This window comes from Chlorogloeopsis fritschii PCC 6912, from assembly GCF_000317285.1.
GTDB classification, from domain to species: domain Bacteria; phylum Cyanobacteriota; class Cyanobacteriia; order Cyanobacteriales; family Nostocaceae; genus Chlorogloeopsis; species Chlorogloeopsis fritschii.
In genome coordinates this window covers 1-24,297 of sequence record NZ_AJLN01000066.1, presented here as the reverse complement: position 1 = coordinate 24,297, position 24,297 = coordinate 1, and the positions used below count along the sequence as shown (strand labels likewise).

Genomic DNA, 24,297 nt, shown 5'->3' with positions numbered 1-24,297 from the left:
TTTGTAATTGGGGATTTGATGTTTTGAATTTTTCAAGAGAATGTTACCATGCTCCAATGGAGAAATTATGATAATTTAGCGAAGAGCTTCTCTGAGATTTCCACTGATCAAGTCGATCACAAAGGTAAGACCAATCAAAACTATCAAAGTTGTCAATAGACCTTTATAATCAAAACTGCTCAATTGTTCTGTCAGCAAACGTCCTAAACCACCAGCACCCACTAACCCGACAATAACTGTAGCCCGAATGCAGACTTCCCAACGGTAGAGAATGTAAGCGAGGAAGTGAGGAAAAGTTGCAGGTAAAACACCGTAAAGAAAAACTTGGGAATTACTTCCACCTAAAGCTTTTAAAGAAAGTAATGGACGCCGATCTAGATTTTCTACAACTTCTGCCATCAATCTGCCAATAATACCCAAATTGTGGAGAGCCAGAGCGATCGCACCAGGTAAAATCCCTGGAAATAACACAAATAAAAATATTAATGCCCAAATTGGTTCCGGTACAGCACGGGCGACAAGCAATAAAAAGCGGGTAATACCAATTCGGATTTTAGATATGAGATTGTCTATTGAGAATTGTCTGCTTGCCTCCAAATTTCTCCTCGCTGCTGGGAAGGAAAGCAAAATACCACCCACTGCTGCACCAACCATTGCCAAGATAGACATGGCAAGAGTTTGAGCAGACAGAGCCAACAATTGATGCAAATCAATCCATTGTGGCGGAAAGACATCTTGGATTACTCTTACTAAACGTTCGGCTGTGCGTGGTTCCCAGAATTTCGTGAAATCGGCTTTGATATACCAAAAGGAAAATACTAATAGGATAACTGCACATAACAGCGACAGAGTAGAGAAATGGGAGCTAGGAGCTACCTCTGGGGTAGGGCGTTGTGAGAAAGTAGGGGAGCGGTTTGGTAATTTTAAATGCTGGCGCAACAACCCACTCAAAAAATCAGTACAACCACTCAAAAATAGCAATGCAAACATCAAAGTCCACACTTGCTCATATCGCAGTGATTGAAGACTCAAGAAAATTTGATAACCTAGCCCTCCAGCACCAATAATACCTAAAACTGCCGCCGAACGAATGGAACACTCCAACCGATAAAAAATGTAAGAAATGAGATTGGGCAACGCTTGGGGAATCAGGGTATAGACAAAAGCACTGAGTGGAGGCACACCATTATTTAGTAGCGCTAATAATGGTTCGCGGGGTGTTTCATCTAGAATTTCGGAAAACACTTTAGCAGTCATTGCACCAAAAGGAATAGCGATCGCCAACACCGCCACGAGTGGATCGAGTCCAAAAATATTGATGAAAAACAATCCCCAAATCAGTTCGTGAATTGCTCTTGGTATTGCTAAAGTTGCCCGGATTGCTAACCAAGGGGTTTTGTAGACTTTACCTAGAGATTTCCACCACACTTGAGATGATAAAACACCAGCCACAAACCCAATCGCGACGCTAAAAAATGTGCCGCAAACCGCATAGGCGAGGGTTTTAAGCGTTGCGTCTAAAGTTAGCAGTAGAAAATCTGGACTGATTTCAGGGGAGAGTGCAGCCACCAGAAAACGAAAGACTAGACTCCAACCACCTTCATTAATTAAATCTCCTTGAAATATACCAGCTACCTGTAATGACCAAACTATCAGCACCAACAACACCAAGCACCCAAAAAAGAAGGGAAAGGGGAAAAACACTATTCTTCCTTTCTTGCAATTATCCTTTCTCCCCATCTCTTCCTCTGTGTTCTCAGCGTCTCTGTGGTTCAATTCTATACAAATCTTCCACCATCGTCATTGATACTTCCTCAGCAGGCGCATCAAACAAAATCCTACCGTGACGCAAACCAATAATTCGCTGGAAATGATTTCGGGCATACTCAATTGCGTGCAGGCTGCTAATCAATGTTTTGCCTGTTTGTTGGCTTAAATCGCATAATAAATTTATTATCTCTCGACTGCGCTCTGGATCGAGACTAGAGATCGGTTCATCGGCGAGGATAGCGGCAGGATTTTGTACCAAAACACGGGCGATCGCTACTCGTTGTCGCTGCCCTCCAGACAGGCGATCGGTGCGTTCGTACAGTTTTTCTGGAATTCCTACCTGCATCAATACTTTAGCTGCTGTCTCCAGTTCTAAAGGATGAATCAAGGAAATAGCTGCTTTCAAAAATGACCATCGCCCTAAATTGCCAGCATTAATATTATGAACTACTCGTAGGTTATCTACTAGATGAAATTGCTGATAAATTGTACCAATTTGTCGTTGTACTTGCCGAAGTAACTTAGAACGCGTGCGTGCCAAATTGTGGCCTAATACCCATACTTCCCCTTGGCTAGGTTGTAGTGTACCGTTGAGTAAGCTAATTAAGGTACTTTTGCCTGCACCACTAGAACCAACAAGAGCAACTCTTTCACCAGGGTAAATTTGCAAGTTAATATCAGTTAGACATGGAAATTGATGAAATTTTTGGGTGACGTTTTTGAGTTCAAAAATTGGTGCAGGTAAGTTCATAGTCAAATATTTGCACCACATAGACACAAAGTGGCTTACCGTTAGGGTAGGTGCAAAAAACACAAAGGTCAAGAAGATTTTAATTGATAAATCAGTAGTTAATCTTCATCTAGAGCCGGAAAAAATTCCTCAAACTGCCACAAATCGTCTTTATTTTCTAGAAACCAAACACGTGCTTGTGGAGTTAATTTACTCCAAATAATTTCTGGAGGGATGTGAGGAGATGCATATCGATATTCTTTGCCAAGAGCTTTCAAATTTTCCGTCACATCATCGGGAATGCCAAAGTCTTTCCAATCGACTTCTCTATAAATACCAGACATTCCTCTAGCTGGATCGAAAATCAATTGTACAGCTCTGATTAAATCAGCAAAGTGTACTGGCTTGAGTTTGTAGATTTCTTGAATTTGGATCGCTTCGTTATTCTCTTGAGACATCGTTACTGGAGTGGTGAAGATTAGTCATTGATTCAGGCTTACTGTCAGAGACTTCCACCCCTATGCCTCTAGTTTACCGCACAGTCGCTCCTTAAGAGCGCAGTTGTGCTACCATCGCTGCTGGATTCCAGTAAGCACGAGTGCTCTGAATTTTGCCAGCCTCATTCATCTCAAAGATTGTAATTCCCTCAAATGTCACTGACTTGTTACTCTTGCTGATGCCCTGCATTGTCCACATTACGGCTGCTTCATTGCCTGCAACAAAAATATGCTCTGTAGTGGGTTCTAGTTTCTCAAAGACTGCTTGCAATTGCCCGATAAACGCACGAAACCCCTCATGAACTTTTGTCGGTGGCTCTCCTACTGGATCGTGACTAACAGCATCTTCTGCAAAATTTTCTACCCAACCTTCAGCGTTCATAGCAGCAATGTTGGCAAAGTAGCTAGAAACAACGCTTTCTATTGTTTCTTTTATCATCGTGTTAGTTTCTTTTATTCTTGGACTAACTCTTATTTTGTCACGAATTACTAATGTTTTTACAGGCAATCATCAAATCTCAGCTACTTTCAACACTACAGCTAAATAGCCAACAATAAATATTAAACCAAGTAAATACAAGATTTGGGTTGTACGTTGAACCATAGCCCAGATTTGCTGGTAAGAAAGTTGCTGGTTTTGGATAAGAAGGAAAGCTGGAGAACTAAATATGAAAGGTAGTAACCGACTGAGTAAAAGCCGGAGAAAAAAGTTGACACTCCACAAGTTTCTGCGCAAAGGATCTTGGTTATATTGCCACGGAAAAGCAGTTTGAGCAAGACGTACCAAAGCTTTAACATCAGGCAACCGTAAAGATTCGTATAAAGGCAGAGCCAGGGAAATATCATCATTACTTCTGGAAAGTGCCTCGTTAAGGACACATACATCTTCTAATGCCGAATTTACCCCTTGTCCAATATCTGGAGGAAAGCAATGGATGGCATCTCCTAAAAGTACTATCCCAGTTGCACAAGATTGATTGGCTTTTAATAAGAAGTGCAACCCAGAACAGTATTGGGGAATGGGAAAAGAACCACCTTCACTTTTGGCAAATCTATCTGCTTCTTGAGGTGACACTATTTGACGTATGGGCAATTGGGGGAAGGCTGGCTCTAAAAAGTTGTACAACTCCTCACTATTTTTTAATTCCCAGATTTCGTGGTCTGGGTATGTAATGATATTTGCAGTTCGAGGTTCATCCGGGTTTTTAAGCGGCAATAAACCAAGAGACACAGAACGCGTGCGCCCTTTAAAAGCCCCACGAATAGCATAAGCCATTGTAGATACGGCGTGTTCCTCACCTTTGCGATCGAGAGGTAAATTTGGCGGTAAGCTTAAAACTTTATATTTCAAGCCAGAACTGGGCGAAGGAAAAAGCTTCATTTCAAATTTATCCGATCCAGATTTATCCCACTCTTTTAGAGTATGGCGGACAATGGAATTAAGACCATCACAACCAACCAAAAGATTGGGTGCAAATTTTACAATATTGCCATTTTCTCCTTTGACAACAATTTCAAGTTTTTCTTCTGCGTTATTTATAGCTATCTTATTGATTTGGAGGCAGCTTGTGTTAAAAAGTACTGTGATACTGTCTTGCCAATCCCGTTCAATTTCTTGGTATAACAAAAGCAGAAATGCTCTTCTCGGTAGCCAGTAGGCAGTTTTGCGTTTTGGATCTACGATGGGTAATTTAAAGGTTTTGCGGCTACCATCTGGTTTTATTGTTGTTAAATAAAACTCCGTACTTGGAACGCTAATTGTTGATAGTTGATGGGTTAATTCCAAATAATCTGTAAATTTTTGACCGCGTCCATCAATTTGATAACTGAATGATTTATCTGGTTCATAATAGCCAGCAGTAGGGCGTTTTTCCAAAACTGTAATATTTTTCCAACCACGTTTGGCTAGCATTAATGCAGTAGCAAGTCCTGCGGGCCCTCCTCCTACAATCAATACGTTACATTGAGAGTAGTTAGTTTCGCTGGCTGCAAATGAATTTTCAGTATTCATAGTTTATGCTGGTGTTAGCTGTTTTCTTTCGCCATAAGCTTAACAATTGAACCATAGCAGCTATTTTTTTAACTCATATCTTCCCCAGAGATGAAGCTGAAATGAATGGTAGCAGATGTGAGTGCGATCGCCCTGGACTAAATTGCAAAATTTAAATGCTCAATCCACTCACGCTCAGACAGCAAGGTTGAATGTTTCCAGTTTAAAATTTGTAAAACCAGAAGCATCATAATTCCGAATCCCACGTTGCAATAAATTAGAATTAATCTGCCAATCTACTGACACAAATAAATCTTTGCCAAGGTGAATATTACGCGGACAACTAATAGAAATTCCATCTGAAAAATGTAAAATTAGGTAATCAGAACCAATATTTTCTAATCTATGCCATGATGTTTCGCTAGCAGGCGAGACTATCCAATCAGGTGTCATGGTTTTACCTGTTCCTCTCCAATTGTTGGGAATATCTTTTTCAGACAACGGAGAATTTGGCTTTTCTGGAAAATTTGTTAAAGTTTCGGGGATAACTACAATCTTTTCTAGACTACCAGCACTGTCATATAAACTCGCTACACTTGCGCGCCTATCTTCATATCTAAAACCTGTTTCAAAGCCAAAATTGGAACCAATTTCTATTTCGGTAGAACCCCAAGAAAAACTGTTATCTAAAAATAAAGCTCTGGTAATTGGTTTATGATAAGGGCCAAATGTCTTTGTCTCTTTTTTCCCATCTGCATATGTATAGTGATTTTGGTGATAAATCTCACTACCATCTGGACTAATTTTAAAACTTCTAATACAGTGAAAACTCTCTATAATTTGTCCATCTGAATCGTATCTTGTCCAAGTACCATACCAATCATTATTGGCATGGTGCCGACAAAAATTATCCCAATTTTCTAGCTGTGCTTCCATAGTTTTTATACTCCTGATTAACTTCTGTTTCTTGTTCTCTATGAAACACTTCAGGAATGAATCGGCATTTTTTGGCTGAGTCTTACACTCACTGTTTCAGTCACTCATTCTCAACCAAAACTGTCACCGCAGCGACAGCTATCAACATTTCGTCATTTTTATCATTAAGCCCTGCAATTGCTCTTCCTTGCACAACCATTCCCCCAAATTTCACATTTAAAGATTTACGCCCAAACGGAAGGACAGCAAGTACTTCTTCTTTTCGTACTTGCTCCGGGTATGGTACTGCAACTTCCACCTCCACAATCATTTGATTTGGATCGCTCAAGCCAGCTACTTCCCAAACACCAGGCAAAGCATTGTTTGCGATTGCATTTCTTACTGCCCTTGCTGCTGCTACTGTTGGCTCTTGCCCGTGTTGATCCACTCCCATCCCCATCTCGATAATTAAGCGTTTACGCGCCATTTTTACCTCTTTAAGCTTTTTGATTTGCGATCGCTCGCGCAGGTTTTTCTCTACACAGCCTACTAAATTTCCGGAACTATTAACCGATATCGAATTGAAGATAGGGAATAGGTGACAGGTGATAGGAGATAGGTGACAGGGTACAGGGATTTCTCGTTACCAGGTTGAACCTGGTAACGAGGGTTTCGAGGCTTTGCCTCCAGGTTGTTGGAACTTGTGCAATTTGTGAATTAACCTCTTGATCAGAAATGATTGTGTAGCATATGTAGTATAAAAATTAGAATTTCGTTTTGGTTGAGCATGGGAACTATAAATCAGTATCGCTTCCGGCGGTCATTTTCTGAAGATCCGACATTAAGCCATAATCTATTTAACCTGCTAGAGATGATTTTCCCTGGAATTAGAGATGCAGCAACACGTATCCGGAAGTTGGGCGCAGCTTGGGAAGATGCTTCTACCCCATTTATCCGCTTCCACAATGACTTAGCTGTTACCCATGTGGGAGTTCTGGAGATTCCCATGCGACTGATGGGACAAGATATAGTTGTAGGGGGAATTCATGCTGTGTGTACCCATCCAGAATTTCGACGGCGTGGCTACTACCGGGAAGTGATGGAAGAGGTACTTATCTACTGCGATCGCCACTATCAAATTTTGGTATTGACTACAGCTCAACCTGAATTATATAAACCTTTCGGCTTTCGCTTTATCAAAGAACATATTTTTACAGTTACAAGTAAGTGTGATTCAAAGGGTGGCATAGATGGCTTTCGATTGCTCAATACCAGTGATCGCAAGGATATAAAATTGCTACACAGACTTTTGGAAATACGCCAGCCAGTTTCTAATATTTTAGGGATAGTCAAAGAGAAAGCGATATTTTGCTTCCAGGAAGGAAACAATCCTCTGTATTATTTCCAAGATTTGGATTTGGTTGCGGTAATGGAGATAGAAGGTAACAAGCTCAAGCTTTTCGATGTGGTAGGAACACAAATATGTACTTTGGCAGCTATTCTCAAACGAATACCACAACCGATTGACGAAGTTGAAATTTATTTTTGTCCGGAATGCTTAGATGTGGATGTACAAGCACTTCCTCACTTACTTGACGGCGATTCTTTTTTGATGGTTCGCGGCGCTTTCCCCTTAGATGCAGAGAAGTTCATGATACCCCGTTCCGCTCGTTGTTGATGAGTGAAAATTTGATAGTAGCGATCGCAGTTTTTATAGAGCACAAAAGTAAAAGGTAGAAGGTAAAAGTAACAGGAAGGTTTTTGCTTTTACCCTTTACCTTCTGCTTTTTTTCCTAGCATTGGATACAGGTTCCAAATGATACCACACTTTTGCCATGACCATCAAGCGTCGAAAATTTGTCAAATTCTTGGGTTTAGCTGGCTTATCTTCTCAAATTCCTGTACTTCCTGTCCAAGCCAAATTATATTCAAATACCATTATTAAGCCGCCACGTTTAAAGGTAGGTGACACGGTAGGATTAATTAGTCCTGCTGGTATTATTGAACCACAAGACATCGAAGTAGCGAAAAAAGCATTATTGACTTTAGGATTAAAAGTAAAGCTAGGGGTACATATTTTAGATAGCTACGGTTATTTAGCAGGTAAAGATATTGACCGCGCTACTGATGTTAATGCTATGTTTGGCGATCGCTCGGTCAAAGCCATTATTACTATGCGCGGTGGTTGGGGTTGCAATCGAATTTTACCCTTAATTAACTATTCCTTAATTCGCTCCCATCCAAAAATTTTTATGGGTTACAGCGATATTACTTCCCTATTGTTAGCAATTTATGCTCGCAGTGGGCTAATTACTTTTCACGGGCCTGTTGCTACATCTACTTGGAATGAGTTTAGCGTAGATTACGTCAAGCGCATCCTTTTTAATGCGGAAGTTGTGACAATGACAAATACGCTCACGACTGAAATTGGCCGCAAAATCATTACTCCGGGAAAGGCTAAGGGTAAATTAGTTGGTGGTAATTTGTCGGTACTCTCGGCAATGCTAGGATCTTCTTATCTTCCCTCATGGCAGGATAGCATCTTATTTGTGGAAGAAATAGGCGAGGATATCTACCGCGTCGATCGAATGCTCACTCAGTTAAAAAATGCGGGTATTTTCAACCAAATAGTTGGTTTTGTATTTGGAAAATGCACTAATTGCAGTCTTGGCGATCAACCATCGCTGACTTTAGCCCAAGTATTAAAGGATCACATTCAACCTTTGGGTATTCCTGCTTGGTACGGTTCGATGATTGGTCACATTAAAGATAAATTTACTGTACCTGTAGGTGTTGATGTGGAAATAGATGCCGAGAATGGAACACTACGAATGCTAGAAACTGCGGTTCGGTGAGGTAACTTAATTGACGGGTTGAGGCTGACACCGGGACAGGGAGACGCGGAGAAACCCTCGTTACCAGGTTGAACCTGGTAACGAAAACTGGCGCCTCTGGCTCCTGTGATTTCTGCTTATTTTATTGATATGTTGCACCATATCAATAAACCGCCATAGGTTAGAAACCTATGGCTAATAGTAAAAGTCCTCTCAAGAGGACTAAAACCATTGTCTTTCCTACCTACGCTCTTGCACGACAGCGTAAGTAGACGCGTAGCGGCTACTGCCCCTGGTGCTCCTGAAGCTCCTCTACTCCTCTGCCCTCTGCCTTCATTTCCCCACATAAACACCCAAACAGCGAGCAGTTTCTACTAAAAAACTATTGGGATCTACCAGTAAAGGACTTTTCGCTAAAACTAAATCTAAAGAAACTGGCACTACTCTCCCATTTTGCCAGGATACCATTAAACCAGTGTGCCCGCTAACAACCAAATCTACAGCAGCTTTACCAAAGGCTGTGGCTATCAAGCGATCGCTAGCTGAGGGAATACCCCCGCGCTGGATATGCCCTAATACTGAAACTCGAACATCAATGGGATAAGTGCTGCAACGCCGGATTTCATCAGCGATATACTGCCCCATCCCGCAACTCGGTTTTTCACAAGCTGGTTGCAAAGATGAATCTTCTGCGATGCCAATGCCTTCTGCTACGACAACAATTGCAAATCGACGCCAGTTGCGATCGCGTAATTCTGCTAAATGTTGGCAAATTCCTTGGATTGAGTAAGAAATTTCCGGAATTAGGATGATATCCGCTCCACCTGCAATTCCTGCCTGTAGCGCTAGATGTCCGGCTGTACGTCCCATTACCTCTACAATCATAACGCGATCGTGACTAGCAGCAGTAAAAGTCAAACGATTTAGAGCATCAACAATTGTATTAACTGCTGTATCAAATCCAACTACTCTTTCTGTCAGTGCTACATCATGATCGATAGTTTTCGGAATGGCGATGAACTGCCAATCGCCTTTGGATTGTAGCTCTTTGAGAATTGCTAAACTACCGTCTCCGCCAATACCAATCAAGGCATCCAATTCTAAAGCCTGATATCCAGCTAGAATTTCATCAATATGAGTGAGGGTGTCTCCTTTATTGATACTGCCGAGAATCGTTCCGCCTATGCACAGTAGAGTGTCAATACCGTGCAAATCTAAACCATGCATCGACAGAGGAACTGTTTTTCCCTCCAAAAGTCCCGTCGTGGCATAGGGAATGCCCACCACTTCCCAATCATAAGAAAGGGTGGCATGGCTGACAACTGCTCTAATTGCTGTGTTCAATCCGGGGCAGTCGCCGCCACTGGTAAGAATGCCAAGACGTTTTTTTGTTTTCATTGTGGCTTAACCTCAACCATTCCCCTGTAACCAGTCAAAAATCAGATCTAGCTGGTTCAACGTTACCAGCCCATATTGCCACAGAATTATAGGTAACAAATTCGGATTTTGCTCAGGATGCCGCAATGCTAATTGCAGATCGTCTGCTGGAATTGCTAAATCTTCTTGCAAAAAACTGAGGAATTTTGCAAGTTTACTTGCTTCCATACTTGCCACTTCTCCTTCGGCAATATTCATGAGATTAAGTTATAAACCTGAGGAACTTGTGAGGATTTGATGAGATTAAGCTTGGCTTGCAAAATCAGCCATACATAACCTGTGGTCAAGTACGGGCTTCTGTATAGCTTTGAGCAAACAATGTTCAATCCAGTTGAGCACTTCTTTTTGCTTACCCTAGTTAACACAAAGCTCTGCTATTGTAGCTTCAGGATGAATACTTATGGTTAAAAAGTAGCACTCTATCTGGATTGGCAGTGTTTTAGTTAATGAATAGGCATAATAATATCACTATCACAACAGAGGTGAATTTTAAAATTTTTATCTTTTTTTCACTCTCTAGTTAGTCTTCACGTTCTAATATTGCTTTTGCCTGTAAAAGTTGCTGTTTATGTTCCTCACTTACCGTTGGATATTTTAGATTAAGTTCTTTTAATTTTGAGCAGATAATTTCAGAGACAGCAAGACGCATAAACCATTTGCGATCGGCAGGAATAATATACCAAGGTGCCCAAGCTGTGCTGGTGTGATTAAAAACATCTTCATAAACTGACATATAATCATCCCAATGAGCGCGTTCTTGCACATCATTTATGGAAAACTTCCAATTTTTTTCTGGTAATTCAATTCTGTCTAAAAAGCGTTTTTTCTGTTCTGTTTTAGAAACATTTAGAAAGAATTTAAGAATGACAATGCCATTATTTACCAGATATTTTTCAAAATTATTAATTTCCTCAAATCGCTGCTTCCAGATATCATTTCCCTTAAGTGAATCGGGTAATTGTTGCTTTTGTAAGAGTTCTGGATGAACGCGAACTACTAAGACTTCTTCATAGTATGAACGGTTGAAAATTCCAATGCGTCCTCTTTCCGGCAAGGATTTAGCCGATCGCCACAAATAATCATGATCTAACTCTTCCGCACTGGGTGCTTTAAAGCTGAATACCTGACAGCCTTGCGGATTAACGCCAGACATCACGTGCTTAATCGTGCTATCTTTACCAGCAGCATCCATTGCCTGAAATATAATTAACAAAGCATAAGTATTTTGAGCATACAGAACATCTTGATATTTTCTCAGTTGCTGAACGCCTGCTTCTAATTTGCCTTGTGCATCAACCTTACTTTGGAAATTGCCCGTATATTTAGAGTCATAATCTGTTAATAAAATCTTAGAACCAGGTTTAACTATTAAATGGTTGTGGTTGATGTCATTCATACTTACCGTTTGTTAAATTTTTGAGGCTTTTCAGTTGGACGCATTGCTTCTCGACCGAGAATAAACATTCCCGCTACGCCCAAACACACAAACCAAACGTATTGATACCAATATAGACCAATTTGTTCAACTGGACTGAGTTGTGGATGTAACGTGGTAAGGTAAAGCAGCAGTACAACTATCATCAGCGCCCCAAAACCAACAAAGCTTAATCCCACACGGATACGTGCAGAGCGTAGTTCCCAGTCGCTAATTTTCTCCAGTTCAATTTCGGCTAACTCTTTCAAGGAATCTTCTGCGACACAAGAAGCTGCTTGCAAGTTTTTTCCCCACTTTGGTGGTAAAAGCGGCACCAATGTTGCTACTGTTGGACGACGTAGTAAAGCTTCAGTATCTCTTAGCAATTCCAGTGGTTTAGCAGGAGTCGGTGGTTGAGCAAATTCAAATTCTTCTGTTGGATTTTGAAAATTTGCTTCGTGTTCAAAATTCATAGTACGCCTCGCCAAGGAGCTATCAGCTTTTATTTATTAGTTATCAATTTTTTCTAATTTTGCCTATTTATATTATGAGTGTAAGACTAATAACTGCTGACTGGGGAAGGATGTAAAGGCATAAAAGAGGTGAAAGGTTAAAGGATTTATTTTTCCTTTTCCCCTTTCTTTAGTCTATCCACCCACCCGATCGCCCCAAGTTAGGAAGCAGTAGCTTTTTGCAATTCCTCTAGCCGAGATAAGACTTCTTGACTGTGGATAGTTGGATTAACTTTGACAAAAGTCTCGCGCAGAACACCTTGCGGATCGATGATAAATGTGTGGCGCGTAGAGATAAAGCTCATCCAAGAACCGTAAGCTTTACTCACCGCACCTGTTGTATCTGCCAATAGGGGAAATACTAAACCCTCTGAATCACAAAATTCGGCGTGGGAGCTAACATCATCCGCACTCACACCAATGATTTGGGTATTTTTTTCTAGATATTTGGGCAAATCTTGCTGAAAGCGACGTGCTTCTATTGTGCAACCAGGGGTGAAGTCTTTTGGATAAAAGTACAGAACCACCCACTTACCCCGCAAATCAGAGAGAGAAATTTCACCATCACCAGAGTTTGTCGGCAAAGTAAATAGGGGTGCCGGTTGATTAATCGGGGGCAGTTTGCCTCCCAATGCACTAGCCGTTGGGACAAAATTCAACCAACCGATGAGAGCAAAACAACTAACGAATAATATGCTCAGAAAATTGCGGCGAGAAATCATAAATGCAAACCAAAATAAAACTTAACATAAGTTTACAATAATGAGTTTTCAGATTGAGGAAATACCTCTCTAACTCTTATTCCTCTTCTTCCGTGTTCTCTGTGCCTGGAGTAGTTTGATTATTCCGTGGCTCGTGCGTAAGTTCTAAACTTTTGAGAGAGAAATAGGCGATCGCTCTCGGTCAAAGCAAGATTCGGCAAGAAGTTATAGGATAGATATGCCACCGTGAATTTGTGACTTTTTATGTCTGCTACACCTCTGTTACCTGGGGTTGACTCTCTTACCAAACAAAAATTAGATACAGCATCAGGAGAATTAACTCCTCCGTTGCTGGGTGCTTCGCTTGCCGAGTTAACCGCTTGGGTGCAACAGCAGGGGCAACCTGCTTACAGAGGAAAGCAGCTGCATGAATGGATTTATCAAAAGGGAGTGCGATCGCTTGCTGATATCTCTGTCTTCCCCAAACAATGGCGGGCGGAAGTTGCAGAAATTCCGATTGGGCGCTCTACAATTCACTATCGCTCTGTTGCTCCCGATGGTACTGTCAAATATCTTTTGCAGCTAGCAGACGGATATATTATTGAAACAGTCGGTATCCCCACTTATCCCAGAGAGGAAGAGTGGGAGAGGGGGAGATGGAAAGACGCGGGGAAGCGGGGAAACTCTGACGTGGAGAAATTCCCAAATCCAAAATCTCTAGAACGTTTGACAGTTTGCGTCTCAACTCAAGTCGGTTGTCCGATGGGATGTGATTTCTGTGCGACTGGTAAAGGCGGCTACAAGCGCAATTTGACACGGCACGAAATCGTCGATCAGGTGTTAACTGTTCAAGAAGATTTTCAGCAACGGGTAAGCCATATCGTCTTTATGGGTATGGGCGAACCGCTGTTAAATACAGATAATGTTTTAGGAGCAATCAAATCCCTTAATCAAGATGTGGGTATTGGGCAACGCTGCATGACTGTCTCCACAGTGGGAATACGCGATCGCATTCGTAAATTTGCCCAGCATAAATTACAAGTTACCCTAGCAGTCAGCCTCCACGCTTCTAACCAAGCACTACGAGAAAAACTCATTCCTAGCGCTCGTTCTTATCCAATTGAAGATTTGCTTGCCGAATGCCGCGAATATGTGGAAATTACGGGACGTCGGGTGACTTTTGAATACGTTCTGCTTGCGGACGTTAACGACTTACCAGAACACGCTGCTGAATTAGCGCAAAGACTACGGCGATTTCAAAGTCATGTTAATTTAATACCCTACAACCCTATTTCAGAAGTAGACTACAAACGCCCGACTTCCAGTCGCATTCAAGCTTTTGTCAAAGTTCTTAAACAGCATCATATTGCTGTGAGCGTGCGCTACTCTCGTGGTTTAGAAGCAGATGCTGCTTGCGGACAACTACGAGCAAGTAAGCAGTAGTTAGTAGGGGCGGGTTTAGAAGATAAATTGTCGGTAGTAACCGTTCATATAATCAACCAAACCCGCCCGTACAGTAGTTAGTAGTTAACCACTATCTACTATCCACTAACCTAATTATCAACGTGCATAAATACCAGGGGCATAAGCTTCAATAACTTTACCTGTACGCGTGCAACATACCATTAAGTAGTCGCAACGTTGGCATTGAGTTCTTGTTAACTGTCTATCAAAAATATAATGTCTTTCTGCTTTACTACCACAGTTGGGGCAGTAAATAGTTTGTACTATCTGCATTTTTAAATCCCTGGATATCATGATTAATTTTGCTTGAAACAATAAGCAGGCTAATTAAACTAGCTAACTTTTGATAGTCCATACTTAATAAAATTCAACATTAACGTTAGCTAGTACATCAATTTAGCCTGGAAAAACTTAACAACCTATAATTCTTCTGATTATCTTAAACTTTATATCTCTAATCATCTAGCTTTGGATATAAAATTATCTTGTTTATGCTGTGTTAGCTTATGGTTTTAGTGATCCCTACTGCGATTAGCTTGAGACTATAGTAATGTTAGCCCTTGACGTCTAGCATTTACTGATAAAATTACTGGCAGCTTTTAGCAAGTCTTGAGCAAAACATATATCAGTATAAATATGTAGAAGTAAGCTTTGCTTCTATTGGCACACGGCTCTATCAGGAGTAAGAGATTGATAGTGGATTCAGTGTAAAAACATTATTTTGTAAAAAGATAATAGATTTTGTATGTTAAGTTACAATTTTTTAGAGATGGGTAAAAAAGCTTGTTAATTTAGGTTTTGTTTAAAAAATAGCTGTGAAAATAGTGTTACTATTAAATTGGTAAAAACATAACAAATTATAAGTTCGAGTAAAAAAATATTAATTTTAAGTAGAAATGATTTGTTTGTTACTGTAAAAAAATGATTAAAATTTAGAGATAAAATTTAAGAAAAAATTCCAATTAACAGAGGAATAGCATCAGTAATGTTTGCTAATCTAATGATTAGTAATGGGTAATGGGTAATGGGTAATGGTAATGGGTTTTCCCACTTATCAATTACCCATAATTTCTTTTTGCCTGCTTATAAGCATTCAATTGGGCTTGGCATTTTATCTGCCTACTTTAAGCAGGATGAAAATAATCATAAATTTCTTGAGCTAAACGCGAGCCAATTCCCGGAACCTCAGCTATCTGTGCGGGCGTAGCTTGGCGAATATAATCAACCGAGCGGAAATGTCCCAAAAGTTGCTTTTGGCGATAATGCCCTAAACCAGGAATTTCATCTAAACGCGATCGCTTCAATTTATCGCTGCGTTGCTGGCGATGAAAACTGACAGCAAACCGATGCGCCTCATCTCGCAATCTCCGCAACAGTTGTACTCCTGGTTGTTCTGCTTCTGTTGACAGCGGCTCTGATTCTCCCGGTAGAAAAATTTCTTCTCGCCGTTTTGCCAGACTAATCACGCGCAAGTCTTCCAATAAATTCATCTCTTGTAAGACTGCTACAACTGCTGATAACTGACCTTTACCACCATCAATCATAATTAGATCGGGCCAGTCAGGATTGCCAATTCGCGACAGTTGGGGATTTTCGGCATACTTGCGAAAGCGGCGGGAGATAACTTCAGCAAGACTGGCAAAGTCATCCGAGTGCCCGGTTGTGACTGTGGGATTTTTAATTTTGTAGTGACGGTAGTGTTGCTTGGCACTGATGCCGTCGATAAACACGACTTGGGAAGCTACAGCATTTGAGCCTTGGATGTGGGAGATATCATAACCCTCAATGCGGTGAGGTAAGTCGGGTAAATCAAGAATGGCAGCTAAATCTTGCATCGCTTGTTGGTTGCGATCGCCCAATTTTTGCATTCTTTGCAATTCATATTGAGCGTTTCGCTCTACCATTTCTATTAATTCTGCTTTGGTTTGTCGCTGGGGAGCTAGAATCGTCACTTTTCTGGCTTTACGCTGTGTCAGCACATCCGCCAGGATGTCTGTATCTGGCAATTCATGCTGCACTAAAATTTCTGTGGGAATTTCTACCGCATCGGCAGTTTGGTAGTGTTCCTCCAACACGCGTTGTAAGATTGCTCCTGGTTCGGCATGAGCATCCGCAATAAATGCAAGTCTGCCTACCAATTGTCCGGCACGAATTTGAAATAATTGAATGCAGGCGTGTTGTGCATCCGCTGCTAGAGCGATCGCATCACGAGAAACCGTATCGTCTGGTAGGGAAACTTTTTGATCGGCATTTAAAGACTTCAGCCCGGCAATTTGATCGCGAATCCGCGCTGCTGCTTCAAAGTTGAGCGCCTCCGCTTGCTTGTGCATTTGTTCTGTCAAGATGTCAATTAGCTCGCTGCTTCGCCCTTGAAATACCATCGCCACTTTTTGCACAGTTTTGCGGTATTCTTCTGGGGAAATCAACAACTGACACACACCCGGACAACGTCCTATATCGTAATTTAAGCAGGGACGGTCTTTAAATAGTGGTTGAGGGCGCTGTCGCAGAGGAAATATCCGCTTGCACAAGCGCAATATCTCCCGCAGTAAGTGAGAATCAGTATAAGGGCCGTAATACTTGTCCTTTTCTTTACCTAATTGGCGCTTACGGGTAATATAAATACGGGGATAATCTTCTGACCAAGTAATACAAACGTAAGGATATTTTTTATCATCCTTCAGCAGCACGTTGAAATACGGTTGGTGTTGCTTGATCAGATTGGCTTCTAAGGCTAAGGCTTCCGCTTCAGTATCGGTGACAATGAATTCAATCTCTGTCACCTGCCTTACCATTGTGGCGATACGTTCGCTGAGTTTTTGTGATTCTCGAAAATAAGAACGAACACGCGATCGCAATTTCCGAGATTTACCTATATAGATGATGCGATCGCTACTGTCTCGCATCATATAAATTCCAGGTTCTGGCGGAATTTCGGCTAGACGACTTTCTAGACGTTCTGGTTCTTTAACTAGTGGTAGTGTTTGAGTAGATGTTGTCACAACCAAAGTTTGGCAACTTTACAATTTACCTATATTTATTTTAAGTAAAATTACTATGAAATTTTATTGATTTTATCTTTTTCCGATATTACCAATTTCACTGTAAAAGCTGACAAGCTAATTCTTCTTCGATTGCCAAAACTAACTCACTCAAGTTTACAGGCTTAATAAAGTAGCGACGAGCACCTAATTTTATCGCTCGTTCCCTATCTTCTTTAAAAGCAAATGCCGAAACTATAAAAATTGGTATCTGGGATATGCCTACTTCCTGCTGTATTCTTTCTAGTAAAGAATAACCATCAATATCAGGTAATTTTAAGTCTAATAAAATCAAATCTGGTTGAAAACTCTTGATAGTAGCAATAAAATCAGCTCCCCCTGCCAAGCCTTGAACCTCAAATCTAAAGTGACTCAGATAATCACTAAGTAACATTCTGTTAATATCATTATCTTCTATTAATAAGATCCTTCCTCTATGGAATTGCAATTGCTGCTGTATTTTAAGTAATTGTGCTGTCATTTTTACCTATGCAATCTTTAGGTGAAAAGTGAACAATTATTGCTAAAATATAAAAAAATCCGGCTTTCAAGTTATTAAGTGTTAAGATATTAAACTTGCCGAAAAAATACTCTAGTTAGTAAGAAACTATATCTAACTGCGCTAGTAATTATACTTTCCGCTTACTAAAATAGTCTGCGTCCCAGAATACTATAACCAAAATATAAATTTAATCAAAAGTTAAAGTTTTCTTTAATTTAAGTTTTAGAAAGTTGTGCTGAGTTATTAATTTTTAAAGAGAATCAGACTTAGTTGTTGAAAAAAGTCAGAAAATTGTAGATAAGAAAGCGATCGCTCTATTTCTCCTTTCTTGGTGTCCGACAAATCTTACCTAGTCTGGGCGATCGGACTTTGGCTTCTGGTAGTGAAATTTCTTGCTTGACGGACAAGAGCACATCAGCGTCTGTGTTGTTCTTAGTGGTAGATAAAAATATTCCCCTCTCCACTTGTGGAAAGGGGCTAGGGGTGGGGTTATTCTGGAGGTAAACTTGCAAACACTTGTTCTACTAACCTTTTAGTTTTAGCTTCCAAAGCATTCCAATCCACATCACCCATTTCATCGATTAAACTAATATCAATATCAACAGGTTTATCACTCAAAGAATTGTAATCAAGAAAACACACTTGATAACACAATTCCCACAAATCCACGCTCACTTGTTGCTCTTGACGCTGCAAACACAGATGATATCCTGGATGGGGCATTGGTAGACGGGCAAGAGTCTCTCTAATTTCGGCTGCTTTCTCAGGAGTGGCAGCTTCTAATTCTTGCAAAAGTCTTGTCACAACTGCTTTTGTCTCATCGCTGGTATTTGGGGGCCAAATCAGTACATCCTGGTAAGTACCCTTCCAAGCAGATACATCAAGCAACTTGCGAATATTATCCACAACGCGAATGAAAGCAGGTTGCATGAGGAGTTCAGCCTGCTGCCACGCGACTGAATTTGTTATTTTAGGTGGCATGGTTACTAAAAAAGGATATTGAAATCAAAATTAACAATGTTTATTGACTAAAAAATTACGTTTTACATCCAAATCTTTTCTCAAGATAGCGGATTTTATCGAGGAAATTTTGGAGATATTTATTACCATCCTGAGAAAATGGGTGTTAATACTGGGGAGGGAATATGATTGGCAAGTTACTAGACCACCGATACCAAGTTATGCAAGTCCTGGCAACAGGAGGATTTGGTGAAACCTATATTGCCCAGGATACAAAACGTCCGGGTAATCCGATCTGTGTGGTTAAGCACCTCAAACCAATCAGCGCCGCGCCCTCGTTGTTTGATACTGCCAAACGCCTGTTTGAAAGCGAAGCCGAAACATTAGAAAAACTGGGGAACCACGACCAAATACCCCGACTTTTAGCTTACTTTGACGAAAATCAAGAATTTTACTTGGTGCAGGAATTTATCGAAGGACATCCCCTTAGTGATGAACTGATTTCTAGTGAAAACTGGACTGAAGGGGAAGTTATCGATTTGTTAACAGAAATTTTAAGTATCTTAGATTTTGTTCACAGTCATGGTGTAATTCACCGCGACATTAAGCCAGACAATATTATCCGTCGTGCCTCAGACAAAAAATTAGTCTTATTAGACTTTGGGGCTGTGAAAAAATTGCGTACACCTTCCGAATACGCAACCCAAACATCAATTCTCAATGCCGCCGGGTATTTCTCGGCTACGGTAGCTATTGGTACTCCCGGTTATATGCCCACAGAACAAGGGCAAGGCAAACCCCGCCCCAATAGTGATATCTACGCTTTGGGTATCATTGCCATTCAGGCACTGACTGGAATAGCGCCAGTAGATATGCAAGAAGATCCCCAAACAGGCGAAATTCTCTGGCAGCATTTAGTGCCTATCAGTCAAGATTTGGCTGCGGTGTTAAGCAAAATGGTACGCTATCACTTTAAAGATCGCTACCAAAGCGCTCAGGAAGCATTGGAAGCGTTGCAGGCAATTGATATCCGCTCTCAAACTGGAGAGTATCGCAAAAATCTCAGCTATGGGGCAACTGCTTTCTCGTCACGCCAATCTCAGCAAAAAACGATCGCCCTTGCACCAGGCAATCATACATCTCCAGCACCACCAGAACCAGCCTCCAAGCCGCTTGCTTCGGTTTCCAGGGCTTCTAATGGCCCTGACTTATTGCAGCTGTTTGTTCTAGTATTTTTAGCAGGTAGTGCTGCTGCTATTGCTCCCTTGGTAGTTAAGAATGCCCAAAATTTTGCCGCAAATGTGACAGAAGGTAATGACATGATCACAGCGCCCACCTGTTTAGCCGTAGTTGGAGCGAATCAAGCAAATATCCGTTCAGAACCGAGTGCGATCGCTAGTGATAACATCGTGCAAAAAGTTAACAAGGGCAAGAAGTTAGAAGTGACGGGAAGACGGACAAAACGCGGTTGGGTGGAAGTGAAACTAGAGTCGGAGCGGGCTTGGATAGAGCAGGTTCATATCAAAAATAAAGATGGATGGGTTACTTGCCTGCGCGATAAAGGCATTGCCGTGAAAACATTAGATGATGTTGACTTAATTGGTTCTCTGTCTACTCCCCCACCAAAATCTGTTGTGGATAGGCAAACTTCGTCTCCAGAAAGATTAGAACCATCTTCTCCAAAATTGGAGTCAGAAAAATCACAAGGAGAAACATCTACTCAGACTTTAGAAAAAGCTAGAAAAAAGTATGAATCTGGAGATTTACAAGGTGCGGCTGAACTGTTAAAAAACATTCCCAGAAATGCTTCTGGCTTAAAAGAAACTACAGAAATGTTAAACCAATGGCGGCAAGATTGGGAAAAGTCAGAAGCGTTCTTTAATGAGATTAATAAAGCATTAGATAGCGGTGAATGGGATAAAGTTTTAGCTTATAAAGATAATCCAGAAAAATTACCAAATATTCAATACTGGCGAAATAAAATAGAGCCTTTATTTAAGCAAGCTGCTGAAAATATTGCTAAACAAAAGCTTCCTCAGGTAAATAAGCCCAATAATAATTCTCAAGACAAGCTTTCTACTACTGAGTCAAGTAAACAGTAAAGATAATAAAGTAAGAGTAAGATCCCCGACTTCTTAAAGAAGTCGGGGATCTATGTTTCTAGCTTAGTTAATGGACTTTTAACCTCGAATGGCAACAACTATAAAAATCAAAAAAAATGATTAATTTAGTTCATTTAATGAAGGGCTTATTAACAAGTACTAAGTTAAATATTAGATATTTTTTACTATAAAAAACATGAAAAACAAGCACGATAAAATTATTTTTCGCACGTCTGTGTATTGGGAAAGCGTTGTTCAGTAGGAAATACTTTGTCCTGCTTAAAACTTTTAGTAAGTGTCTTCGTATTCTGGTGCATTTACCCGCCTTGTTTCCGTGTGAGGTGGCAGAAACTCAGCTCGACGCACTGGAACTAACGGTGTTGCAGAACCATTGTACGGATGAATAACTTGGACTGTACGAGTATGTCGCTGTTTGGGAGAGAACAAAGACAGTACCCCAGCAACAACAATACCTCCACCGATAGTTAAAGACATACCTCCCACTGCCCATACTATAGGTGAAGACCACCAGGGGTTTTCGGATTGTTGCAATCGTGACGCTGCATTCTGGTTTTGCTGGGCGTTGAGTTGCAATTGATAGTTGTAAGCTTGTTGGAGTTGGGCTTGGAACTGCTGCATCTGACTTTTGAGTTGCTCGTTTTCCTTCTTTAGCCCTTCATTTTCCATTTTGAGACGTTCCATTGCCAAACGCTCATCAGGATTAGGACTTGCAGGTGTTGGAGCAACAGGTTGTGGTGCGTAAGGATTGTATGTTGGTGGCTGCTGTATCACTCCAGGCATCATAGTAGTTGGCAATTGTGGAGCAACTGCGATATTTGGCTGCTGCAGGGGATTTCCAGTTCCCTTTAACAGCAAAATAGCTGCTAGCCCCGCCACAGCGACACCGCCGATAAACGCCATACTCTCACTCATTGCCTTTACCTCTATCCAGCGAAACCACTACGATCGCTTGTGACCGATACACTCTAACACTCATAATCATAAAATTCACATCCTAAAATAATGTACTTTCAATCACACCAAAATCCGGATTGGCAGTAAAGCCTACTTTTTTACCGCTTGATATCTGCTTTATATATTCAAAACCATATTTTTTAAAATGTCTACCAAGGAAGGTAAAAAAACTCCGTTTTTAAACATTTTAATCTACCTTCCTAGTTTGTCTCGCTCAAATTCTCATTTGCGTTTACTTAGGGGTTTGCGATCGCGCTTTTAAGAGTTTGACAAAATTCAGCGATCGCCTTTAAACCTTGCTGTGGAGTACCTTCCGCCAGGCGTTTTACAAAAGCACTGCCAACAATTGCGGCATCTGCTCCCCACTCTTTAACTTGACGAGCTTGTTCTGCTTGAGAAATTCCAAAACCTACCCCAATCGGTTTTTCTGTGTAATTACGTATTTTTTGCAATAAATCAGATACTCGTGTTTCAACTTGCGATCGCATACCCGTAACACCAGTCACGCTTACCAAATAAATAAATCCTTGCGAGGCGCGAGCAATTGCTTCGATTCGTTCGGGGGAACTGGTAGGAGCTATCAACAAAGTGACATCAATGCCAATTTCAGCAGCGGGTTTGAGTAAGTTAGCAGCTTCTTCTAAAGGTAAATCTGGCACGACTAATCCAGCTACGCCAGCATCAGCAACTTGCTGGAGAAACTTATCAATGCCACGATTGAGAATGGGGTTATAGTAGGTAAAAAGAATAATCGGTATTGGCGCAGCCTTTCCGGAGGAAACTCGCAAGCTAGGAGAAGTTGCTTTCAGCATTTCCAGCACTTGATCTAAAGTTGTTCCCTTTTGCAAAGCGCGAGTCGCAGCAGCTTGAATAACAGGCCCATCAGCAAGTGGATCGGAATAGGGAACACCAAGTTCAATTATATCCGCACCGCTGTGATTCAAAACTCGCAAAGCTTCTGCTGTAGTTTCTATATCTGGATCGCCAGCAGTAATAAAGGGAATTAAAGCGCACTCTCGTTTATGCGCTAGGTTTTCAAAGCAATCGGAAATCGCAGTCATTAGTAATTAGTCATTAGTAATTAGTCATCAGTCATTTGTCATTAGTCATGAGCAAAGGACAAATGACAAAGGACAAATCACAAATAACCAATTTACACCTTATGTTGTTCTTCCTGCTCTATTTCGGCTTGAATTTTTGCTAATTCTTCTGGAGAAAGTTCTTCTAAGCGCTTTTGCAAGTAAGCTTCTTCGTACTGCTCGCGTTGTTTATGGTAGGTCATGTTATGACTAACTGCCCGGAAAAGATATGTTAGCAACCAGCCAACTAATCCACCGACTAGCAAGGCTTGACTCCAGATACCAGCATTCAAACTATCTAAGCCTGCTAGTTGTAGGAGTAAATACACCAAGCCACCTGCGCTAAAAACGCCCAAGCCAATTCCAATAGCGTCAATGCGTCGCATAAGTCTTATGACCTACCAATCTTAAATTTAAGCTTCAATTTGCCGCCGCTTGGGTCGAAAATTTACAAACGGCGACAGAACTAACAAACCTGGAAAAAAGAAAAATACCAAAAAGTACATAAATGCACGCTCTATGGAGCTAGCCACATACCAGCGTGTATTTAGGTAGAACAGCACAGCCACAGGTATGACTAATAGATAAGCTCCAGCCAAAATCAGGTACAGGAGCGGTACCATCATAGATTCCATCATGAGTTTAATACAGCAGTAACCAACGGGTGCATCTTTCATTTCCATCATAGGCTGAAAGCCTAACACCAGGAAAGTACTGTTGGTTGCTTTTGCTCCTAACGATTGATCTGGCGAGCAGGCAAAGGTGAATTTTCTGCCTTTTTTTAGAAAAGTTCGGTTATCCAGAAAAATTTTTTATGGTTACCAGTTGGCAAATGACACAAATGATGTTGGAATAGATCGAGGAGGTATTTACTGCCTTCTCAAATTAAGAGTGACTCCCAAATCAACTTGGGGGTGTGGCGGAATGGTAGACGCTACGGACTTAAGTAATTGAGCCTTGAAGGAGAAATCCTTTAAGTGTCCGCTCTCAAATTCAGGGAAACCTAAATCTGGTAACAGACAAGGCAATCCTGAGCCAAGCCAAACTCGTCAATTGTCATTAGTCATTTGTATCTCGCAAATGATTACTAACAAAAGGCAAGTTTGGAAGGTGCAGAGACCCGACGGGAGCTACCCTAACGTATAGTCGAGGGTAAAGGGAGAGTCCAATTCTCAAAGCCTAAGATAGTTGAAGCTATCAGGCAGTGGCGAAAGCTGCGGGAGAATGAAAATCCGTTGACCGTAAAAGGTCGTGAGGGTTCAAGTCCCTCCACCCCCATTTTTTAATTACATATCATCAAACGGCATTTGTGACTTTACCCATAACTTTGCCGCAACGGCAAGCTTATACTTCCAATAAAGGGCGGCAAGTAGC

24 protein-coding genes are annotated in these 24,297 nt (G+C 41.1%); 4 read left to right on the top strand and 20 right to left on the bottom strand.

Going from position 1 to position 24,297, the window contains the following annotated elements; all coding sequences use genetic code 11:
• Window positions 1-75: 75 nt before the first annotated feature.
• From UYC_RS0111395 to UYC_RS0111365, 7 genes are all read right to left on the bottom strand, one after another.
• A complete protein-coding gene (locus UYC_RS0111395) occupies window positions 76-1,704 on the bottom strand; it encodes a PhnE/PtxC family ABC transporter permease (protein ID WP_016878856.1) in 1,629 nt (542 codons plus the stop codon).
• A gap of 52 nt (window positions 1,705-1,756) precedes the next feature.
• Window positions 1,757-2,521 (bottom strand): phosphonate ABC transporter ATP-binding protein, encoded by a 765-nt coding sequence (locus tag UYC_RS0111390; protein ID WP_016878857.1) that lies wholly within the window; start codon window positions 2,519-2,521, stop codon window positions 1,757-1,759.
• A 98-nt stretch (window positions 2,522-2,619) separates the two neighbouring features.
• Entirely contained in the window at window positions 2,620-2,958 is a 339-nt protein-coding gene (locus UYC_RS0111385; protein ID WP_016878858.1) for a hypothetical protein, read from the bottom strand.
• A 91-nt stretch (window positions 2,959-3,049) separates the two neighbouring features.
• Window positions 3,050-3,436 (bottom strand): nuclear transport factor 2 family protein, encoded by a 387-nt coding sequence (locus UYC_RS0111380; protein WP_016878859.1) that lies wholly within the window; start codon window positions 3,434-3,436, stop codon window positions 3,050-3,052.
• Window positions 3,437-3,508: 72 nt separating this feature from the next.
• Complete coding sequence (locus UYC_RS0111375) at window positions 3,509-5,008, bottom strand: FAD-dependent oxidoreductase (RefSeq protein WP_016878860.1); 1,500 nt, start codon at window positions 5,006-5,008, stop codon at window positions 3,509-3,511.
• A gap of 174 nt (window positions 5,009-5,182) precedes the next feature.
• On the bottom strand, window positions 5,183-5,923 hold the full coding sequence (locus tag UYC_RS0111370) for a DUF3598 family protein (protein WP_016878861.1): 741 nt from the start codon (window positions 5,921-5,923) through the stop codon (window positions 5,183-5,185).
• A 100-nt stretch (window positions 5,924-6,023) separates the two neighbouring features.
• Window positions 6,024-6,389: a Lin0512 family protein gene (locus UYC_RS0111365; RefSeq protein ID WP_016878862.1), complete on the bottom strand. Its 366-nt coding sequence runs from the start codon at window positions 6,387-6,389 to the stop codon at window positions 6,024-6,026.
• A 300-nt stretch (window positions 6,390-6,689) separates the two neighbouring features.
• Between UYC_RS0111365 and UYC_RS0111360 the strand changes: the two genes are divergently transcribed.
• Together UYC_RS0111360 and UYC_RS0111355 are read left to right on the top strand one after the other, a co-directional pair.
• Entirely contained in the window at window positions 6,690-7,580 is an 891-nt protein-coding gene (locus tag UYC_RS0111360; protein WP_235083184.1) for a GNAT family N-acetyltransferase, read from the top strand.
• A 157-nt stretch (window positions 7,581-7,737) separates the two neighbouring features.
• Entirely contained in the window at window positions 7,738-8,757 is a 1,020-nt protein-coding gene (locus UYC_RS0111355) for a S66 peptidase family protein (protein WP_016878864.1), read from the top strand.
• Between the two features lie 312 nt (window positions 8,758-9,069).
• Here UYC_RS0111355 and UYC_RS0111350 read toward each other — a convergent pair whose 3' ends face one another.
• From UYC_RS0111350 to UYC_RS0111330, 5 genes are all read right to left on the bottom strand, one after another.
• A complete protein-coding gene (locus tag UYC_RS0111350) occupies window positions 9,070-10,134 on the bottom strand; it encodes an ATP-dependent 6-phosphofructokinase (RefSeq protein ID WP_016878865.1) in 1,065 nt (354 codons plus the stop codon).
• 12 nt (window positions 10,135-10,146) lie between these two features.
• Window positions 10,147-10,341, bottom strand: a complete 195-nt coding sequence (locus UYC_RS0111345) for a DUF2949 domain-containing protein (protein ID WP_026087746.1) — start codon at window positions 10,339-10,341, stop codon at window positions 10,147-10,149.
• A 352-nt stretch (window positions 10,342-10,693) separates the two neighbouring features.
• The gene (locus UYC_RS0111340) at window positions 10,694-11,569 is read right to left on the bottom strand and encodes a polyphosphate kinase 2 family protein (protein WP_016878867.1); all 876 of its coding nucleotides are present in this window, start codon (window positions 11,567-11,569) and stop codon (window positions 10,694-10,696) included.
• Window positions 11,570-11,571: 2 nt separating this feature from the next.
• On the bottom strand, window positions 11,572-12,060 hold the full coding sequence (locus UYC_RS0111335; protein ID WP_016878868.1) for a hypothetical protein: 489 nt from the start codon (window positions 12,058-12,060) through the stop codon (window positions 11,572-11,574).
• A 200-nt stretch (window positions 12,061-12,260) separates the two neighbouring features.
• A complete protein-coding gene (locus tag UYC_RS0111330) occupies window positions 12,261-12,821 on the bottom strand; it encodes a peroxiredoxin (protein WP_016878869.1) in 561 nt (186 codons plus the stop codon).
• Between the two features lie 243 nt (window positions 12,822-13,064).
• On the opposite strand from UYC_RS0111330, the gene rlmN reads away from it, so the two are divergent.
• Entirely contained in the window at window positions 13,065-14,243 is a 1,179-nt protein-coding gene (gene rlmN / locus UYC_RS0111325; RefSeq protein WP_016878870.1) for a dual-specificity RNA methyltransferase RlmN, read from the top strand.
• Between the two features lie 117 nt (window positions 14,244-14,360).
• Here the strand turns inward: rlmN and UYC_RS36490 are convergent, their stop codons facing one another.
• The 4 genes from UYC_RS36490 to UYC_RS0111305 form a co-directional block, all read right to left on the bottom strand.
• A complete protein-coding gene (locus tag UYC_RS36490) occupies window positions 14,361-14,537 on the bottom strand; it encodes a replication restart DNA helicase PriA (RefSeq protein WP_071588497.1) in 177 nt (58 codons plus the stop codon).
• An 851-nt stretch (window positions 14,538-15,388) separates the two neighbouring features.
• Entirely contained in the window at window positions 15,389-17,266 is a 1,878-nt protein-coding gene (gene uvrC / locus UYC_RS0111315; protein WP_016878872.1) for an excinuclease ABC subunit UvrC, read from the bottom strand.
• Between the two features lie 97 nt (window positions 17,267-17,363).
• Complete coding sequence (locus tag UYC_RS0111310) at window positions 17,364-17,786, bottom strand: response regulator (protein ID WP_016878873.1); 423 nt, start codon at window positions 17,784-17,786, stop codon at window positions 17,364-17,366.
• A 510-nt stretch (window positions 17,787-18,296) separates the two neighbouring features.
• Window positions 18,297-18,788 carry a hypothetical protein gene (locus tag UYC_RS0111305; protein ID WP_026087748.1) on the bottom strand — a complete coding sequence of 164 codons (492 nt, stop codon included), beginning with the start codon at window positions 18,786-18,788 and terminating at the stop codon, window positions 18,297-18,299.
• A 164-nt stretch (window positions 18,789-18,952) separates the two neighbouring features.
• Here UYC_RS0111305 and UYC_RS0111300 point away from each other — a divergent pair, with 164 nt between their 5' ends.
• Window positions 18,953-20,869 carry a serine/threonine protein kinase gene (locus tag UYC_RS0111300; protein WP_016878875.1) on the top strand — a complete coding sequence of 639 codons (1,917 nt, stop codon included), beginning with the start codon at window positions 18,953-18,955 and terminating at the stop codon, window positions 20,867-20,869.
• Window positions 20,870-21,157: 288 nt separating this feature from the next.
• Here the strand turns inward: UYC_RS0111300 and UYC_RS0111295 are convergent, their stop codons facing one another.
• The 4 genes from UYC_RS0111295 to ndhL form a co-directional block, all read right to left on the bottom strand.
• A complete protein-coding gene (locus tag UYC_RS0111295) occupies window positions 21,158-21,802 on the bottom strand; it encodes a coiled-coil domain-containing protein (RefSeq protein ID WP_026087749.1) in 645 nt (214 codons plus the stop codon).
• Between the two features lie 278 nt (window positions 21,803-22,080).
• A complete protein-coding gene (trpA, locus tag UYC_RS0111290) occupies window positions 22,081-22,905 on the bottom strand; it encodes a tryptophan synthase subunit alpha (protein ID WP_016878877.1) in 825 nt (274 codons plus the stop codon).
• 92 nt (window positions 22,906-22,997) lie between these two features.
• Window positions 22,998-23,309: a DUF3007 family protein gene (locus UYC_RS0111285; RefSeq protein WP_016878878.1), complete on the bottom strand. Its 312-nt coding sequence runs from the start codon at window positions 23,307-23,309 to the stop codon at window positions 22,998-23,000.
• Window positions 23,310-23,336: 27 nt separating this feature from the next.
• Window positions 23,337-23,558 (bottom strand): NAD(P)H-quinone oxidoreductase subunit L, encoded by a 222-nt coding sequence (ndhL, locus tag UYC_RS0111280; protein WP_268744036.1) that lies wholly within the window; start codon window positions 23,556-23,558, stop codon window positions 23,337-23,339.
• Between the last annotated feature and the right edge of the window lie 739 nt (window positions 23,559-24,297).

What these genes read in the sequence shown, in the direction of transcription:
- UYC_RS0111390 (WP_016878857.1), bottom strand. Translation starts at nt 2,521, where the DNA reads ATGAACTTACCTGCACCAATTTTTGAACTCAAAAACGTCACCCAAAAA.
- UYC_RS0111385 (WP_016878858.1), bottom strand. Translation starts at nt 2,958, where the DNA reads ATGTCTCAAGAGAATAACGAAGCGATCCAAATTCAAGAAATCTACAAA.
- UYC_RS0111380 (WP_016878859.1), bottom strand. Translation starts at nt 3,436, where the DNA reads ATGATAAAAGAAACAATAGAAAGCGTTGTTTCTAGCTACTTTGCCAAC.
- UYC_RS0111375 (WP_016878860.1), bottom strand. Translation starts at nt 5,008, where the DNA reads ATGAATACTGAAAATTCATTTGCAGCCAGCGAAACTAACTACTCTCAA.
- UYC_RS0111370 (WP_016878861.1), bottom strand. Translation starts at nt 5,923, where the DNA reads ATGGAAGCACAGCTAGAAAATTGGGATAATTTTTGTCGGCACCATGCC.
- UYC_RS0111365 (WP_016878862.1), bottom strand. Translation starts at nt 6,389, where the DNA reads ATGGCGCGTAAACGCTTAATTATCGAGATGGGGATGGGAGTGGATCAA.
- UYC_RS0111360 (WP_235083184.1), top strand. Translation starts at nt 6,690, where the DNA reads ATGGGAACTATAAATCAGTATCGCTTCCGGCGGTCATTTTCTGAAGAT.
- UYC_RS0111355 (WP_016878864.1), top strand. Translation starts at nt 7,738, where the DNA reads ATGACCATCAAGCGTCGAAAATTTGTCAAATTCTTGGGTTTAGCTGGC.
- UYC_RS0111350 (WP_016878865.1), bottom strand. Translation starts at nt 10,134, where the DNA reads ATGAAAACAAAAAAACGTCTTGGCATTCTTACCAGTGGCGGCGACTGC.
- UYC_RS0111345 (WP_026087746.1), bottom strand. Translation starts at nt 10,341, where the DNA reads ATGGAAGCAAGTAAACTTGCAAAATTCCTCAGTTTTTTGCAAGAAGAT.
- UYC_RS0111340 (WP_016878867.1), bottom strand. Translation starts at nt 11,569, where the DNA reads ATGAATGACATCAACCACAACCATTTAATAGTTAAACCTGGTTCTAAG.
- UYC_RS0111335 (WP_016878868.1), bottom strand. Translation starts at nt 12,060, where the DNA reads ATGAATTTTGAACACGAAGCAAATTTTCAAAATCCAACAGAAGAATTT.
- UYC_RS0111330 (WP_016878869.1), bottom strand. Translation starts at nt 12,821, where the DNA reads ATGATTTCTCGCCGCAATTTTCTGAGCATATTATTCGTTAGTTGTTTT.
- rlmN (WP_016878870.1), top strand. Translation starts at nt 13,065, where the DNA reads ATGTCTGCTACACCTCTGTTACCTGGGGTTGACTCTCTTACCAAACAA.
- UYC_RS36490 (WP_071588497.1), bottom strand. Translation starts at nt 14,537, where the DNA reads ATGCAGATAGTACAAACTATTTACTGCCCCAACTGTGGTAGTAAAGCA.
- UYC_RS0111310 (WP_016878873.1), bottom strand. Translation starts at nt 17,786, where the DNA reads ATGACAGCACAATTACTTAAAATACAGCAGCAATTGCAATTCCATAGA.
- UYC_RS0111305 (WP_026087748.1), bottom strand. Translation starts at nt 18,788, where the DNA reads ATGCCACCTAAAATAACAAATTCAGTCGCGTGGCAGCAGGCTGAACTC.
- UYC_RS0111300 (WP_016878875.1), top strand. Translation starts at nt 18,953, where the DNA reads ATGATTGGCAAGTTACTAGACCACCGATACCAAGTTATGCAAGTCCTG.
- UYC_RS0111295 (WP_026087749.1), bottom strand. Translation starts at nt 21,802, where the DNA reads ATGAGTGAGAGTATGGCGTTTATCGGCGGTGTCGCTGTGGCGGGGCTA.
- trpA (WP_016878877.1), bottom strand. Translation starts at nt 22,905, where the DNA reads ATGACTGCGATTTCCGATTGCTTTGAAAACCTAGCGCATAAACGAGAG.
- UYC_RS0111285 (WP_016878878.1), bottom strand. Translation starts at nt 23,309, where the DNA reads ATGCGACGCATTGACGCTATTGGAATTGGCTTGGGCGTTTTTAGCGCA.
- ndhL (WP_268744036.1), bottom strand. Translation starts at nt 23,558, where the DNA reads ATGGAATCTATGATGGTACCGCTCCTGTACCTGATTTTGGCTGGAGCT.